Annotated in this window: 14 protein-coding genes; 1 reads left to right on the top strand and 13 read right to left on the bottom strand. The window is 45.1% G+C overall.

Features of this window, described 5'->3' with window-relative positions:
• The first annotated feature begins 35 nt into the window (after positions 1–35).
• On the top strand, positions 36–1,445 hold the full coding sequence (locus DEV76_RS03285) for an RtcB family protein (RefSeq protein WP_109695030.1): 1,410 nt from the start codon (positions 36–38) through the stop codon (positions 1,443–1,445).
• 77 nt (positions 1,446–1,522) lie between these two features.
• Here DEV76_RS03285 and fcl read toward each other — a convergent pair whose 3' ends face one another.
• The 13 genes from fcl to DEV76_RS03215 form a co-directional block, all read right to left on the bottom strand.
• Positions 1,523–2,452, bottom strand: coding sequence for a GDP-L-fucose synthase (gene fcl / locus DEV76_RS03280; RefSeq protein WP_109695028.1), 930 nt, complete (start codon positions 2,450–2,452; stop codon positions 1,523–1,525).
• A 4-nt stretch (positions 2,453–2,456) separates the two neighbouring features.
• Positions 2,457–3,569: a GDP-mannose 4,6-dehydratase gene (gmd, locus tag DEV76_RS03275; protein WP_109695026.1), complete on the bottom strand. Its 1,113-nt coding sequence runs from the start codon at positions 3,567–3,569 to the stop codon at positions 2,457–2,459.
• Between the two features lie 99 nt (positions 3,570–3,668).
• The gene (locus DEV76_RS03270; protein ID WP_109695024.1) at positions 3,669–4,799 is read right to left on the bottom strand and encodes an acyltransferase family protein; all 1,131 of its coding nucleotides are present in this window, start codon (positions 4,797–4,799) and stop codon (positions 3,669–3,671) included.
• Positions 4,800–4,865: 66 nt separating this feature from the next.
• Positions 4,866–6,770: an ABC-F family ATP-binding cassette domain-containing protein gene (locus DEV76_RS03265; protein ID WP_109695021.1), complete on the bottom strand. Its 1,905-nt coding sequence runs from the start codon at positions 6,768–6,770 to the stop codon at positions 4,866–4,868.
• Between the two features lie 641 nt (positions 6,771–7,411).
• Positions 7,412–8,998 (bottom strand): hypothetical protein, encoded by a 1,587-nt coding sequence (locus tag DEV76_RS03255; RefSeq protein ID WP_109695017.1) that lies wholly within the window; start codon positions 8,996–8,998, stop codon positions 7,412–7,414.
• Between the two features lie 116 nt (positions 8,999–9,114).
• Positions 9,115–9,867 carry a glycosyltransferase family 2 protein gene (locus DEV76_RS03250; protein WP_109695015.1) on the bottom strand — a complete coding sequence of 251 codons (753 nt, stop codon included), beginning with the start codon at positions 9,865–9,867 and terminating at the stop codon, positions 9,115–9,117.
• Between the two features lie 6 nt (positions 9,868–9,873).
• A complete protein-coding gene (locus DEV76_RS03245) occupies positions 9,874–11,091 on the bottom strand; it encodes a polysaccharide biosynthesis protein (RefSeq protein WP_109695013.1) in 1,218 nt (405 codons plus the stop codon).
• 29 nt (positions 11,092–11,120) lie between these two features.
• On the bottom strand, positions 11,121–12,092 hold the full coding sequence (locus tag DEV76_RS03240; protein ID WP_109695011.1) for an NAD-dependent epimerase/dehydratase family protein: 972 nt from the start codon (positions 12,090–12,092) through the stop codon (positions 11,121–11,123).
• Between the two features lie 70 nt (positions 12,093–12,162).
• The gene (locus DEV76_RS03235) at positions 12,163–13,476 is read right to left on the bottom strand and encodes a hypothetical protein (protein ID WP_109695009.1); all 1,314 of its coding nucleotides are present in this window, start codon (positions 13,474–13,476) and stop codon (positions 12,163–12,165) included.
• A gap of 1 nt (position 13,477) precedes the next feature.
• On the bottom strand, positions 13,478–14,329 hold the full coding sequence (locus DEV76_RS03230; RefSeq protein ID WP_109695007.1) for a glycosyltransferase family 2 protein: 852 nt from the start codon (positions 14,327–14,329) through the stop codon (positions 13,478–13,480).
• Positions 14,310–15,497 carry an oligosaccharide repeat unit polymerase gene (locus DEV76_RS03225; protein WP_109695005.1) on the bottom strand — a complete coding sequence of 396 codons (1,188 nt, stop codon included), beginning with the start codon at positions 15,495–15,497 and terminating at the stop codon, positions 14,310–14,312. Before DEV76_RS03225 ends, DEV76_RS03230 begins: the two co-directional genes overlap by 20 nt.
• Positions 15,498–15,501: 4 nt before the next feature.
• Entirely contained in the window at positions 15,502–16,413 is a 912-nt protein-coding gene (locus DEV76_RS03220) for a glycosyltransferase family 2 protein (RefSeq protein ID WP_157962693.1), read from the bottom strand.
• A 17-nt stretch (positions 16,414–16,430) separates the two neighbouring features.
• Positions 16,431–17,393, bottom strand: coding sequence for a glycosyltransferase (locus tag DEV76_RS03215; protein ID WP_109695001.1), 963 nt, complete (start codon positions 17,391–17,393; stop codon positions 16,431–16,433).

The raw sequence follows: 17,393 nt of genomic DNA, 5'->3' as shown, positions 1-17,393 counted from the left end.
ATTGTCCGCAAAAGGCGGACACACAATTCATCTATATGTCAAAACTCAAACTTCGCGGCAAAGATCTCCGGGCCATTGGTTACCCTGAGTCTCCGGTGATCAGCGTCGCGATCGGTGTCATGGAAAAGCATTATAAGCATCATTCCGAAGACGCCGCGCTGGCCCTGTTAACCCAGGTGCTGGAAAACCCCGCAGCTTTTGCTGCCGATGAACATCTTGGGAAGATCGCAGAAAAGCTGATCGTAGAAGAGCCCGAGGAAATTGCCCTCCTGCCCGAAGCGCTGCCTTACAAGATTTTCGGGAAGGAATTTATTGAAGATGGCGCCCTTCGCCAAATGGAAGGTGCCATGCGCCTCCCCGTTACCGCTGCCGGTGCGCTGATGCCGGATGCCCATCAGGGTTACGGCCTCCCGATTGGTGGTGTACTGGCCGTCCGTAATGCCGTTATCCCTTACGCAGTAGGCGTAGATATCGGTTGCCGGATGTGCCTGAGCATCCTGGATATCCCTGCGGCCAACCTGGAAAAGAACGCATCCCAGTTTAAGCGCGAACTGATTGCCCAAACAGCTTTCGGTGCCGGTATGGCCTGGAAGAAACAGGAAGATGACCCTGTACTGGAGAACCCGGCCTTTCAGGAGATCGGGCTGCTGAAGCACCTGCACGGAAAAGCCGCTGCACAGCTGAGCACCTCCGGTTCCGGTAACCACTTCGTGGAATGGGGCCTCGTGGAACTGACGGACCCTCATAACGAATGGGGCCTGGCAACAGGTACTTACCTGGGGCTGTTGTCGCACTCCGGCTCCCGCGGCCTGGGAGCACAGATTGCAGCTCACTACACAAAAGTGGCAAGGGACGTATGCCAGCTTCCGCGGGAAGTGCAGCACCTGGCCTGGCTGAATATGGATACGGACAACGGCCTGGAATACTGGACGGCGATGAACCTGGCAGGGGATTATGCCTCTGCTAACCATCACCACATCCATCGCCGCCTGATCAAATCAGTAGGCGGAACCCTGCTGGCCAGGGTAGAAAACCACCACAATTTCGCCTGGAAAGAGAACCATGGTGGCGAGATGCTCTATGTTCACCGGAAAGGCGCAACACCTGCCGGAAAAGGAGCACTTGGTGTGATCCCCGGGTCTATGACAGCACCCGGCTTTATCGTCAGGGGCCGTGGATTTGAAGGGGCGCTGGATTCAGCCTCCCATGGTGCCGGCCGCCAGATGAGCCGCTCCAAAGCCACACAAACATTCACCCGTCATGAAATGAGCCGCCTGCTGAAAGAGCATGGCGTAACGCTTGTGGGAGGCGGACTGGATGAAGCACCGGGCGCCTATAAGGATATCCGGGTGGTAATGGCGGCACAGCAACCGCTGGTAGACGTTGTAGGGGCGTTTTATCCCAAAATCGTCCGTATGGCGGATGGTGGTCCGGGAGAAGATTAAACCCTGATAACAGGTATAAAAAACGGGGGAGACAGTCATCTGTCTCCCCCGTACTATTTTCAGGCAAAAAGCTATTCTCAGGCTTTCTGCAGGAATTTATCTTCATATACCTGGCGGATACCCTGCTCCAGGGAAATGGATGCTTTCCAGCCCAGGCTGTGCAGGCGTGATACATCCATCAGTTTACGGGGTGTACCGTCGGGCTTGGTGGTATCGAATACCAGCTTTCCTTCATATCCCACGATCTTTTGCACGAGGCGTGCGAGGTCAGCTATACTGAGATCCTCCCCTACACCGATATTGATGGGGCCTGGCTCGTTATAACCCTGCATGAGGAAGAAGCAGGCATCCGCCATATCATCGGCATGCAGAAACTCACGGAGGGGAGAGCCGGTTCCCCAGATCACCACTTCTTCCTGTCCGTTCGCCTTCGCATCATGGAATTTGCGGAGCAGGGCGGGAAGTACGTGAGAGTTTTGCAGGTCGTAGTTATCGTTCGGGCCATACAGGTTGGTAGGCATCACGGAGATGAACTGTGAACCATACTGACTGCGGTATGCATCGCAAAGTTTGATACCGGCGATCTTGGCAATGGCATAAGGCTCATTGGTAGGCTCAAGGAGGCCGGTAAGCAGGTATTCTTCCTTCAATGGCTGGGGGGCCAGTTTGGGATAGATGCAGGATGAGCCAAGGAACATGAGCTTTTTCACCCCATTGAGATGGGCATGATGGATCACGTTGTTCTGGATCATCAGGTTATCGTACAGGAACTCCGCACGATAGGTATTATTGGCAACGATGCCGCCTACTTTGGCCGCGGCGAGGAATACGTAGTCTGGTTTTTCTTCCTGGAAGAAAGCCGCTACGGCAGCCTGGTCACGGAGGTCGAGGGTATCGGAGGTGCGCGTTACGAAGTTGGTGAACCCGGCTTTCTGCAGGCGCCGTACAATGGCGGAACCTACCATGCCGCGGTGCCCGGCGATGTATATTTTGTCGTTCGGTTGCATGCGGTTATTCGAATTGGTTCAGAACTTTATACCCGGCGTCTTTCAGGAGCTTTTCACGGCGGAAGAGCTCGAGATCAGCAGCCATCATATCTTTCACGAGGCTGTAAAGGTCGTGTTCAGGAACCCATCCCAGCTGGGTTTTAGACTTGGTAGGGTCGCCAATCAGGAGATCTACTTCCGTAGGGCGGAAATAGCGGGGATCAACCGCCACTACTTCTGTGCCGGGCTGGAGGGGATATTCAGGATTTGATGCACTCTTCACATAGCCTTTTTCTGCTGCGCCTTCTCCTTTAAATTCCAGTTCAATACCGATCTCGGCAAAGCTGAGGCGGATGAAATCACGTACGGTATTGGTTTCGCCGGTGGCAATAACAAAGTCTTCGGGCTTTTCCTGCTGGAGGATGAGCCACATTGCCTTTACATAGTCTTTAGCATGACCCCAGTCGCGTTTGGCGTCGAGGTTACCCATAAAGAGTTTGTCCTGCATACCGAGGCCTATTTTTGCTACGCCGCGGGTGATTTTGCGGGTTACGAAGGTTTCGCCGCGCAGGGGAGATTCGTGGTTGAAGAGAATGCCGTTGCAGGCATACATATTATATGCTTCACGGTAATTGACAGTGATCCAGTATGCGTACATTTTAGCCACTGCGTAGGGAGAGCGGGGGTAGAAAGGAGTTTTCTCCGACTGGGGGATTTCCTGTACCAGCCCGTACAGCTCCGACGTGGAAGCCTGGTAGATACGGGTTTTTTCAGTGAGGCCCAGCAGGCGAACGGCTTCAAGGATGCGGAGGGTACCCACACCGTCTACATCAGCTACATATTCAGGGGTGGAGAAACTTACCTGCACATGGCTCATTGCTCCGAGGTTGTATATTTCGTCTGGTTGAACTTCCTGAATAATGCGAATGATATTGGTGCTGTCGGTCAGGTCGCCATAATGCAGTTTCAGCTGCACATTCGATTCATGGGGATCCTGATAAAGGTGATCAATCCTGTCTGTATTAAACAGGGAAGTACGTCTTTTAATGCCATGCACTTCATAACCTTTCTGAAGCAGTAATTCTGTCAGATAGGCGCCGTCCTGGCCTGTAATCCCTGTGATAAGTGCTTTTTTCATCTTTTTGGGCGGGTTTAATGCCGGCAAAAATAGCATTAAATCCAGATCAGGCCGGGAAAAATTCAGCCGCCCGGTTATTTGGGGCGGCTGAAATGATATTTAAACGCGTATATAAATCTTTTTTCTATCCATCCACCATCCTATTAACCATAATAGGAGCACATGGAAGAGTGCGAAGGCCAGAGAGCCGGGATAATCTCCGAATGCCGGCTGGAAAATGCTGTTGTACATCCAGCTGTAAAGGCCTTCATGGTTTTCACCAAGCCGGAAGTAGGAATAGGTGTCCACCAGCAGGCCAGACAGCACGTAAATGAAGAGGGGGTTCTTGCCAAAAACTTCAAAGAAATAGGTTCCTTTCCCCTGCCAGCCTTTCATTTCGATCAGGTAGATCAGAACTGAAAGAACCAGTGTTGCCAGGCCTACGGTGTAGAGCACATAGGAGCTGGTCCAGATCTTTTTGTTGATAGGGAAAACGGTGCTCCATAATAAAGCCAGTGCAATGAGGAACGAGCCTGCCAGCACCAGTTTAAGCAGCATTCCGCGTGCATGGCGGTTCTTTTGCACATAATCGCCCACCATAAAGCCAAACACCACATTGCCAACTGCAGGTAAGGTGCTGAGAAGCCCTTCCGGCTCAAAGGCCACCCCTTCTCCATGGTACATGTGCGATTCACCGAGTATGGCGAGATCGATGGCTTGTCCTGCATGCCCCGTCATACTATAAGGATCACTACCTCCGAAAAACCACATAACGGCCCAATAGCCCAGCAGTATAAGGCAGGATGCTATAAATGCCCCTTTGGGCTTCAGATAATGGATCAGCAGGGCTGCAATGCAATAACAAAGCGCGATGCGTTGCAGCACACCCAAAATGCGGAGGTTACTGAGATCGATGAAATTGAAGTGCCCTTCTGCATCGTACCGTCCAAACGGATAGAGATTCAGGAAGAGGCCGATAAAGAAAATAAGGATAGTCCGTTTGAAGATCTTCCCCAGCACCTGCGCGTTGCTCAGGGTGTTGAATTTCTTCATGGCAAAGCTCATGGCATTGCCTACGGCGAACAGGAAAAACGGAAATACCAGATCGGTAGGCGTACAACCGTCCCATTTGGCGTGATTAAGTGGCGCATATACGTACTTCCAGCTGCCCGGAGTGTTTACCAGGATCATGCAGGCAACGGTTAGCCCACGAAACACATCGAGGGATAGAAAGCGTTGATTTTGGTTCATTGGCACGGGTTTATCCGATAAATCTAATGGAAAAACCCGATAAATGCTAGTCCGTTTACGTTACCGTTAACCAGCCATTTCGCTAAGCTCCAGCCAACGCATCCCTTTCTCATCGAGTAGTTGAATCACTTCTCCTACACGGCGGGCGGCGTTTTGAAGCTGCTCATAAGGCAGAGATCCGGCTGCCATCTGATCGTCAAGCGTTTTTTTCTCCTGTTCAAGCGCTGCGATTTCCTTTTCCAGTAATTCCAGTTCCCTCTTTTCCTTGAACGACATTTTCTTACCCTTTTGCTCTACCTGCTGTACCGGAGCGGGGGCTTCCACTGGTGCTTCAACTGTGCGGGGCGCTTCCGTTTTGGCCTTTTCCTGGTCTTTTTCCCATTCGCGGTACTGGGTATAGTTACCGGGGAAATCCCTTACAACACCGTCGCCTTCGAAAACAAACAGGTGATCCACCAGTTTATCCATGAAGTAACGGTCGTGACTCACGATGATGATGCAGCCCTGGTAGTTCAAAAGGAAGTCTTCCAGGATGCTCAGTGTGGGCAGATCAAGATCGTTGGTAGGCTCATCGAGTACGAGGAAGTTGGGATTGCGGAAGAGGATAGAAAGCAGGTGAAGCCTTCTTTTCTCTCCACCGCTCAACTTGGAAATATAGGTATACTGTTTTTCGGGCGGGAAGAGAAACAGCTGTAGGAATTGTGCAGCTGACACTTTAGTGCCATCTGCCAGCGGAAAGTTCTCTGCGATATTTTTCACGAACTCGATAACGCGCATATCTTCCTTCACGACAAGGCCCTGTTGGGAGTAGTTCCCAAAAACAACCGTATCGCCTACGTTGATCTTGCCGGAATCTGGCTGTTCGGAGCCAAGGAGCATATGCAGGAAGGTGGATTTACCTACTCCGTTTTTGCCGACCACGCCAATCCGTTCGCCTTTTTTGAAGGTGTAATCGAATCCGCGGAGGATTTGGAGGCTTCCGTAAGCTTTGTATACTTTCTTGAGTTCCAGTATTTTACCACCAAGCCGGGTCATTTTAACGTTGAGTTCGAGCTGGGCCTGTTCGAGGCGTTTGGCGGCTTTTTCTTTTACATCATAGAAAGCATCCTGCCTGGATTTGGATTTGGTAGTGCGGGCCTTGGGTTGTTTGCGCATCCATTCCAGCTCCTTACGGTACAGGTTACGGGCTTTTTCGGTGCTGGACCTGTCAGATTCTTCGCGGGCGGCTTTCTTCTCAAGGTAGTTTTCGTAGTTGCCTTTATAGATGTAAAGCTCGCTGTTGTCGATCTCCATGATCTCGTTGCAGACGGAGTCGAGGAAATAGCGGTCGTGGGTAACGAGGAGGAGGGTCACATTTTCCTGGTCGAGGTAATGTTCCAGCCATTCGATCATGGATACATCGAGGTGGTTGGTAGGCTCATCGAGGATAAGGAGGGTGTGTTTATGCTCGAATCCGATATCGATCAGTACTTTGGCGAGGGCTACACGTTTCTGCTGGCCGCCGGAGAGTTTGTCTACCCGCTGATCGAGGTGGTGGATATTAAGTTTACCTAGTATTTGTTTGACTTTGGCGTCGAAGTGCCAGGCATTGAGCTCATCCATTTTTTCGATGGCGGCGGAGAGAGCGTAGGCGTCCGGTTCGGGGCCGTCTTCGTCGGTCAGGGCTTCGTATTCCTTGATGGCGTTAAGGATGGGGTGATCGTGGTCGAAGATGTTTTCGAGGACGGTTTCGCCCGGCTCGTGCTTTGAAGTCTGCTCGAGCATTACAACCGTTACGTCTTTATGAATCCATACCTTGCCGGAATCCGGGTGTTCGGTGCCGGTGAGGATTTTAAGAAGGGTAGATTTACCAGTGCCGTTAAGGGCCACGAGAGCTATTTTATCGCCCTCTTCAATATGAAAAGAGATATTTTCGAAAAGGGGTTTTTCGCCATATGATTTGGTGAGCCCTTCTACTGTTACGTAATGCATGGCGCGAAGTTAATCCCTTTTCATAAAATTGGTTTTTTCAATATTTTTTTCGTATATTCATAAAGGGAATAATAGATGGGATTTTTTACGGCGAGAACCTTATTACAGCCATCCAGTAACACTTTAAGAATCAACCTCCGCAACGCTGTTTCGTATATGCATTTGTGAAAATGATATAACCTGGGAGATACGGGAAGCATATTCCTCATCCATCGCTTGCCCCAGAAACGGCCTTTTTCCATTTTTTTGTGGTATCTTTTGTTTGTCTCCCCTGGTTGAAGGAGAATAAGAAATCCTGCCTGCATGGGCGGGATTTTTTTGTTGAGGAGGTTGGGTATAAAAAAGCCTCCCGGTGCGGGAGGCTCAATTGTTTTTGCTAAGAAAAATGGAATGGATAGGTAGGGACTATCTGGCTTTTTCAACCTTTTTCATTACCCAGGCCAGAGAAAACAGGCCCAGGAAAACGATCCCTCCGGATAGAAAATTCAGGAACAGGCTAGTCATGACAATTAGATTAAAGTATTGTTCCTAAGTTAAGAAATATTGGCATTAAGATGTTGCAACATTTTCGTGTGATTTTTGAAACAATACGAAAGCCCCTCTGGATGGAGGGGCTTTCGTATATATAAATTATGAAATCTTTAAAAATCGTAATAAAACTGCCGGAAAGTACTTCTGAATCCTATATTGAACATCATTTCACTTCTGCTGTCGAGGTCATTCTTCTGACGACGTACAGCTGCAGATGCTTCTACGCGCAGATTGTATCTAGGATTGAATACATAGGCAATTGTACCTTGACCATATATAAGCTGGGTTTTGAGGCCTTGTCCCAGTTTATTACCGTATTCAGTGTTACGTTTATCATAGGATTTAAAAATGTCCTGGCCCACATTGCTTTCTGCATTTGTATCAAGTCCATACGATGTATAATTGACCTGCCCTCTGAAAAACCACCGTTTATAGCTATAAGATGCAATACCAAGGGCTTCTTTAAAATTGGCACCAAGCGGGTGAGCAAGCGATTGCCCGTAATGGGCATAATTAGCAAGTGTATTGCGGAATGAATATGTGAAAGGTCTTACTACATTTACCTCGGCCTGTAAATCAAGTTTAGGAATTTTAAACAGGTCAAATGACCGGAAGCCTAGTTGTGTAGCCCATTTATTAGCCCACCATCCTTTACCGGAGAAGAACTCTTTTAATCTGAATTCATCCAATACAAACTGGCCGTATATCGTAGTTTTTGGGAATAACTTGTATTTTGCATTCAGTCCAAGCATAGAGTTGTCAGAAGATCCCACCGAATATTCTGCTGGTCTCAGGAATATAATAGGATTAACATAACTGAAATCAAAACTCCGTTTATTGCCTGCGGTATCCACATCTCCCCAGATTACAGCGTCAAAAATTCCAATTGTCAATTTCTTTGTGGCATTCCAATCAAGAAAATGGAATACACCCCATTTTTTGGGAAACCCGCGACCTTCGTATGCCTGGTCATATGATTTGCCTTCCGTATCCATGAACTGAGCCCACATTGAAGTATATTGGAATTGTCCAAGATTACCGGTTATACGAAGATATGGGTAGCTAAACCCAATATCTGAAAGGATCAATGATCTGTATCCGTCCCCATATGAGTTCGTGCCATACCCCAACGTGAAATTCACAAATTTTGAAGGTGTATAGGAAATTAAAGCGTTTACGTAAGAAAAATCGTAGGCTTTCCCTATTTTATCGTTGTATTTGATCATTCCCTGTCCTGGTATTACCCGTTTGCGACTGATGAATGAATCGAGATAAACAGGGAATACGCCCTGGTTTTCAAAAAAGGAGGTCTCGAAGTAAAACTTCTTCCCGATATTAGCCTGTACACGTGCGCCACGGGTATTCAACCAAAGTGTTTTGTCCTGATTGCTTTTCCCTACCTGAAAATCGGGCAGAAAATCTATAAAAATGTTGTATTCCGGCTCACGGAACTCAAACAGGTGTTCCCTGAAAAGCTTACGGTGAAACCAGGTACGGCGTACAGAGTCCTGTTGCCAGTACAGCGCTGTAGTGTCTTCATGAAGTATGGTTTTCAGTGCGGTGTGGTGGTTAACTGAATCCATGTACAATTCACGTATGTTTTGCGCATGATATGGGGTAATAACGGGCGACTTTTCCTGCGCTAAGGAGGGTAAACCGAGCAGGATAATTGATAAAACCCGGAGGAAGTGGTTCATTTCCAGTAGTTTGGTTCTCGAATGGTCAAAAATCATGCCCTTTGCGGGCAGAAAATATATGATATAGCATAAATACGAAATGCATTACGCTTTTGAATTTGATTGTCATCCCTTGATCACTGGCTGTGGAAGAATTGACCGATTTTTGATAAATTCTTGTAAATCAAAGCGAAATAAGGATTCAGACCATGAGATTTCATAATGGTAAAATCCTCTTTCCATTTTTTGATGTAGTTTTTAACAGAGCTGCTTGCCCCTCCAACTTTCATCGAAATAATATCCTTATTAATGTATTTTGCCCGGATCGCGTGTTGTTTGAGAAACCGCAATACGATATCATAGTCAGCTGCAATGCGGTAAGTATCGTTGAAGAGTCCATACCTAAGATAGACATCACGTTTAACATAGAATGTAGGGTGCATGGGCATCCAGCCTTTATTGAGGCGTTGCTGCCTGAATTCTCCGCTTTCCCACTTCCGGATAACTTTTCCCGTTTCCTTACTCACATACACGCCATTGCCATACACCGCGTCGCAACCTGATTCCCGAAAAGTTGAAGCGATAATTTGTAATGCATCTTCGCAGGCAAATGAATCGTCTGAATGAAGGAAACCTATAACATCTCCGGTGGCGGCTCTGATTCCTTTATTAAGTGCATCGTATATGCCAGTATCTTTTTCGCAAACAATATGAGTTACAATATCCCTGTATCTTTCCACCACTTCCAGGGTATTGTCTTTGGATTGACCGTCTACGATTATATATTCAATCTCGAGGTCGGAGCTTTTTAGCTGGCGTCTCATGCTACCCATCGCCTCTTCAATCGTGGACGCAGAATTGTAGCATGCAGTAATGACTGATATCTTCATGGGCTGTTACATATGCTGATCCAGGTTCTTGCCTTTCTCAATATGGTTGAATGTAGGAAGGAGTTCGTTCATCCTTTTTACGATATCTTTTTTGCTGATATTTTTGTCGAACAACAGTTTCAGGTCTTCTATGATGGTATTCAATTCACCGATATCCCTGCGTGCTGCATTTTTAATTACTCCTAGCGATCTGAACTTTTTGTTATCGAGTATTTCCTGTTCAGTATAAAATTCTTCATATAACTTTTCTCCGCTGGTACCACTATTAAAAAGATAGAGCGGATAGGCAACAGTATCTTCATTCAGATTTGCTGCGGCTTGTTTTGCATCTGATTCGTTATGACATATCTGAACGTCATATCCTATAAAGCGGATAAAGTCCTGCGAGATACGGGCCAGACTGGTTAAATCCTTTTCATGGCTGAGTTTGGGAAAAACCACATCTCCACTTTCAGCCATCAGGCATGCCAGTAAGCAAATTTCTCCGGATTCAGCAGGAGAAACGAAATACCGGTCTACATCTGAAGGAGAAACCAATGGCTGCTTTTTCATAATCCTTTCAATGAAACCAGCAAGCAAGCTGCCATTGGAGAAGGCTACGTTAGCAAAACGTGCGGTGGTTATCTTGAATCTATCAGAGTACGCCAAAATAACCTCTTCCATCAACTTTTTTGATGCGCCCATCATGTTAACAGGATTGGCAGCTTTATCTGTTGAAACGCAAAAGAAATGTTCGGGAGGAAACTCCAGCAGAAGATCCAGAAGCTTTTTCGCCTTGAATACGTTGTTATCAAGCATTGCTTCTATAGAATAGATATCTTTTTCACTTCTGACATGTTTATGCGCGGCGAAGTTTGCAACGATATGGAAGGGGCCTTCATGAATGAAAATTTTCCGGAAAACCTTGTCATCCATATTAATAGGATAAGATTTAAAATCTTCAGGCAATTCCAGTTCACTATGACTGCGGCAATCACGTACCAGTTCGGTTAATCCATTTTCGTTTATATCTACAACTACAAGCTTACCTGGTTTATAACGGAGGATGGCTTTGATATAAGATGAGCCTATGGTGCCTGCTCCCCCAATCACCAACACCGATTTGCCTTGAACAGCAGCTGTGAGTTGATCATGATACAGAGTTAGGTCAGGTCGTAACAAGCTGTCCTTCCTGTTCGTTACTTTTTCGGCAATGAATGAGTTTATGTTCAGTAATGGATTCATTGTTAATATATTATAGCGTTTGAGTCAAATTATTGATGCTTTTTTAACCAGCTTAATGTAATGCTTATGCCTTCCTGCATTGAATAGGGTGGCGCAGGCGCAATTTGATAAGTATCTTTCAGCTGGGGAATTATATTGTCGGTTTGCATATTCTTCAATCTGAAACTGGTAATGGGAAATGGAATTCCCAATTTTGTAAGTAAATCCCCCGCAATTGCGGCGGTTTTAAAAATAGCAAGTGGGAATTGTTTCAAAGGAATATGCAGTTGATGTGCGATTTCATCAGCCCATTCGTTGATATTGAGTGGCGGATGATCTCCGATGTAGAAAGTTTTGGTGTGTACAAGCTCAGAATCTGCATGCAGAAGACTTCTGATCTGATATACAGCATTTCCTACAAAGCCAAAAGTTTTAACAGCAACCTTTCCGCCAATCTTCACATATTTTTTCTGCATTACGATATCGAAGAAGTCTCTGTATGGTGTACCAAACCATGGGCCCCATATCGAAGTTGGACGGATAATGCACCACGTAAAAGGGAGCTCTCCGGCCGCCCTGATGATTTTTTCAGTTTGAACTTTGCTTTCCCCGTAAAGATTAGGGGGGCAATAATCCTGATCATTCTTTGGTATATATCCAACAGAGCAGACCAGCATGCTTGAAGTAAAAATTACCCGTTTCAGTCGGGTGCATTGCCGCAAAGCTGAAATCAGGTGACTAACCCCGTCTATATTTGCAGCATATCCTGAGATAGATTTGCGTTCGTCCAGATCAGTGCGGGCGGCCATATGAAATACAAAATCCGGGTCAAAGCCGGTTATGGCTGCTTTAATCCCTGCCTTGTCCATCAAGTCAGCTTTTTGCCAGATTGCAGCATGTGCGGGATTCCGTGGAGGTGCTGAATCCAGGTTCAGAATATTGTATCCTTCCTGGTGAAGGTAAAAATCTACCAGGTTAGTGCCAATGAAGCCGGAGCCGCCGATAATCAGTATATTTTGCATTTTGTGTAATTCCTGCACAAATTTTGGGTACAAAAACGGATGCAAGTTAAAAAAAATAGGAAACAAGCATTTAGTTGGTAATCGAAATTAGCCTTCCTTCCCCAGGTTCAAGGTCGAATTGTACTACGTTAATAGTTTGTCCAGCTGGATTCGAGGCTAGTATTGTTGATTTTATTTCTCCGGAATATCCCGTTATATGAGGTGAAATCCGATACTTGCTACCTAGTTTTTTCCCGATTCTAAGTTGCACCTGAGTTGCAGGGCGGGGAGACTTATTAACAACATATAAATAATAATTCGTTTTCTTAGTTGCATGTTGAAAAACGCCGATGAGAAGGTCGTCATTATTAGCAGACAGGAGGAATTTGTTGTTGCGCGGCAATGCCTGGGAAGGAAACTGTTCGTATTCTGATGATGTTGAAGTATGATAGGTGGCCAGGCGTTTGCTTGACATAATTACAGGCCCTACAATATCATGGATGTAGTGATTAATATTTTTTACGATATCGAATTTAAAGGTAGGTTTCCCGGATTTATCAATCAATCCTGTACTGTACTCTTTATATGGAAGTGTTTCATAAGTAAAATATAGCAGGCCTTTTGCCCCGTAAGCCAAAGGACTGGAGGTTGTGTAATATAACTGGTAGCGGTCAGGTTCAGGATATACAAGATGTTTGGTTGTGAGAATATAAATCCAGAAAGGCCGGCTACCAGCTTTCCTTGCGATGATGTCGAGATTATAAAAGTAATCTCCGCGCATTTTATTATTCGGGCCATTGAAAGGATAGTGATCATAAGCAACTACATCAGGAATATGCCTGGTGTTGGAGTTTTTAAGATAACCATCCAGGTAAGTTTCATAGGCCTTGTTACTTTGAAACCCATACCTTGGAAGTAAATAAGTATATGCAAGTTTGCCAGGGTCCTTGGATTTGAAATATCCTACCCATTTAGTGACGCGTGGAGTTTCTTCATGTGGAAATTCTCCACCGAAGTTATAACCAATTAGTGATTTACTTTTTTTGGATTTAAAGTGACTGATAATCATATCAGCATGGCGCTGAGCGAAAGTATCCCTGGTAATTCCAAGCCGGCTGTCGATCGCGAGCAGTTGCATATCCACGGCATCTGCGATTTTTATTAGCCTGTCAAGCATACTGAAGTCTCTTGCACCGGTATAGAATTGAGGGCCTGTAAGCAGGTTGAAATAGGCTGCTTTCGCACGGCCGAAAGTGGCCATATCTTTTTCCCAGTTTTCCGGTTTGGAAAGGTTTGGATCAGCAAACGAACCAATGATAAATGTGCGCTGTTTGTATTGCGCCACTGATATAGTCGCCGTCAGGGTGAACAGCAAAGTAAATATTAACCCGTGTATGCGCTTCATATTAGCTGGTTTTGAATTTAAAGAATCCTTCCAGCCTGCTCCTAAATGCCCAATAACGTTTATGAGCAGCTTCTTTCCGCAGCATGGCCGTAAGCATAAAAGAACAGGCAAGTTGATATGCACTGGAAGCGGAAAGATTCCAGATCATTGCAAGGCTGATGTGCTTTTTACATATTGCGCCATACCCTCTGGCATAGCTTTTTACTTTGGATAATGGCATGACGCCTACGTGAAGTTCAGGATGCCAGATTTCAATTTCAGGTGTAAAATGGATTACATACTTTTTTTCAATTGACTGCAACAACCAATCTAATTCTTCTCCCATTCCGTATTCAGTTCCCACGCCAAACCTCTCATCAAAGCGGATATCACGAATAGGAGTGAAGCAGGTGATTGCGCTGTAATTTAAATGGTAGTTCCAGATATTGATTCTGACCATCTTGCTTTTCCATTCCCTGAGTACGTTCTTGTTATTTTTACGATCATACAACTTGCCGTATAGAATTTGGGAATCAGGATATCTGTTCAGGCAATCATTTGCTTTAGCTATAGTATCTTCATAATAAGTACAATCGTCGTCGGCGAAACTTACAATTTCATGAGTTGCCTGATCAAGGCCCAGGTTTTTTGCATGAGCAATACCTTTACGGGTTGTTTTTATGTGCTTGATAGATATTTTTCCTTCAAATTCCTGGATTCCCGGAGTCAGGTCAATCTTATCGTTTTGGTCTACAATGATCAACTCCAGTAGAGAGAGGTTGTACTTCTGCCTGGTCGCGCTTTCGATAAATGCAAACAATTCCTGGCTTCTGCCGTAGGTGGGTATGATGATACTAAACGACCGCACTTTCATTTTTTTTAAGATAATTTGCCAGTTTTTTACGGGAAAAAGTATACAGATAAATGGATAGCAGACTCAGAATGGTTGTTAAAACCTGAGAAAACCACATAACGAAATCGAAACAATAGAGGAGTGTATAAAGTTGTGTTATCAGAGAGACAGAAATCAGAATATTGTTCGCATATTTTCTCCAGACCAGGAAATAAGCAGTTAACACGCCCACTGTTAGAATAATGGCACCGGTCATACCTGTATACATATAAAAGTATACAGGAAGGGTAGTGTTGATAGACATATATATTTCCTGTACAAATTCTTCACTATATCCCAGGAAAATTGCCCTGTAATATTGATTCGGCATTACATCAGGTGTAAATATATTCCCTGGGAATATGCTGTCGATCATTAGCTTAATCTGGTGCCAGATGCCATATTTGTCGAAGAACATATCCATGTTAAAATCGCCTGAATCTTTATAATGTATAGGAATTGCGGATAACTCAACCATTGATAGACGCCCGAAAATGGCTTTAATGATCAGATCGTCGCCAAGGAGACTAATTTCCATTCCTCTGACCTGGCTGGCCAATACAAATAAGAATGGAGCTGCCACCATAAAAATTGCCATATAGCGCCAAATCTGTTTTTTGTAATGCTCGTAGTTAGAGAATGCGGGGAAAATGAGGATTACAAGAAACAGGCTTATGATGGCACTGCGGCTTCCGGTAAATGTGATATAAGCGATTGTCACCAGAAATAACAAGCCAACATTATACTTTTTTTCCTGAAAGAACAGCAATACTTTTAAGATTACAATCGGGTTAATAAAAATCATTATGTAATTAAGGAGAGAGCCTGCCGTACTTCCGGAAATTGCGCCTTCATAGCCGCCTCTGGTTACATAGGAAACTATTCCGAGCCCGATTGAAAAGTAAAAAAAAGGTGTTAGGTTTTTGATATTGGGCTTGATTTGTTTCACTTTTGAAGGCAACATCCAGACGATAAGTGAAGTTGCCAGAAGTGATATTCCGTTGAGGAGGTAAGTTTTTTTAATTGCCTCGTAATCATTGAACCCGGCTTCGTAAATTGAAAAGAAGCCATCGTAGAGATAGTACAAGCCTGGAATCACGAAATGCGCAACCAGGAAAAAGATCAATATTGATATATAGGCTTTTTTCATTATACTATATGAATGTTCTCAGATATTGCATGGCGGATTTCAACCTGATCCGGCCATTTCGAGAGCATGCGCTTTGTTTTAACAATGCCCGTGCCGTTTTTAAGTCCTGCATCTTAAGGTAGATCAATGCTTTTTTGTAGCTCCAGTTGTAAGTTGCTTGCTGTATAAGATCTGCTGATTTAAGAGAGGTTACATGGGCGGCAAATATTCTATCAATTCTTTTTATCTGCCGGTTATCCTGCGCGGTAATATTATCCACACCTGATTCATCATAGCCGCCTAATATTTGTGACACGTATTTGAAACGATTAGTCTGTTTAGCACAGCGTAACCACAAATCATAATCTTCGACGGCAATCATTTCTCTGTCTTCGCTAAACCCACCACATTGCCGGATCAGCGAGGTTCTGACACAGGCACCTGAATTTACTATACAGTTATCGTTGATAAATAAATCTTCAAACACAGGAGTTTTCAATGTGCGCCCCGTATGTTGCTTACCATTTTTTTTGCCATTTACATATATGTCGAAATCATGGTAAACAAAATCTGTTGTGTCATTACAATGCGCAGCAACTACGGCCAGCTTGGCGGGATACCACCAGTCATCGGCATCAAGAAAGCAAAGCCATTCACCTGTTGCGGCTTCTATGCCCTTGTTCCTGGGGAATGCCGGACCTCCCCAATTGTTGTTATATATGTATCGGAGATTCAGCCTGCTATTCATGAAAGATTCAGTAATAGCTTTGGTATGATCGGTTGACCCGTCGTCTGCCACAACTACTTCAAAGTCCTTAAAGGTTTGGTTTTCCAGAGACTTGAGGCAATTCTTAAGTTTATCGGCCCGGTTATAGGTCGGTATAATAACGGTAAACTTTACCGATGCGATAGTGTTGCTATTTGGTTTTGTGTGCACGTTGGATTTATCCTTAGTCAGTTAGCCTGTAGTTTTCTACGAAAGTATTCCCTTACGTAGAGCATTCCGCCGCCGCAAAGGAATGGAACATTAAGTTTTTCGAACCTGAAAGTCGATTTAACCAGAGGGAAGAAGCTTTCTTTCCAGGCTTTGGGGCTATCGAGGTAATACCAGAACCAGATACTTCCAACGAAAGTTCGCAGTTTGAATTTTTCCAGGAAAGACAAGTTGTTTTCTTTCGCAAAATCGTAAAACAGTGCGAAAATCTCCTCTACCTGTACTTTCAGTTTGGTCTGGCTGCGAATAGTTGTACCATGCTGTCTGAAATAGTTCAGAGGTTTGGCAATATAATAGAAATCGGTTTTCTGAGATAGGTTTAGCCACATCGCCCAATCCGCGGCCATGATATATTTTTCTGAAAGGGTACATGGCGGGGTATAAAGTTCTCGGCGGATCATAGCTGCGCTTAGATTAGGGATTACACAGGCGTAATAAAGAAACCGGCGCATTTCCTTTTTTAGGATCAATGTATCTGTGACGCATTTTTCTCTGAAGGCATGTTCCCTGCCCTGAAAATCGTCAGTAAGGATGTTTCCCTCTCCGTCTACCAGCTGGCTTCTGGAAAACGCAACACCTACGCCGGGGTTTTCTTCCAACACACGCACCAGTTCTGAAACCTGGGTAGGGTCACTATAGTCATCACATTGGGCAAAAAGGAGGTATTGGCCTTTGGCAAACCGGGCCCCGTAATTGCTGGCTCTGACATAACTCCCTGTGTTTTTTTCCAGGAGATGAAGCTGGACCTGAGGATGTTGTTCGTATTGGCGAAGTATATCCTGGCTGTTGTCAGTCGAGCAATCATCGACGATAATCAATTCGAAATCTTTATAAGATTGCTGAAGGATGCTTTCTACAGCCTGGAGAAGGTATTCCTGGTGATTATAGCTTGTAAATACGATACTGACTAAAGGATTGTTCAT

This window comes from Chitinophaga deserti, from assembly GCF_003149455.1.
Classification (GTDB): domain Bacteria; phylum Bacteroidota; class Bacteroidia; order Chitinophagales; family Chitinophagaceae; genus Chitinophaga; species Chitinophaga deserti.
Note: the sequence above shows the minus strand (reverse complement) of the source record. Positions and strands in the feature narration are given on the sequence as shown.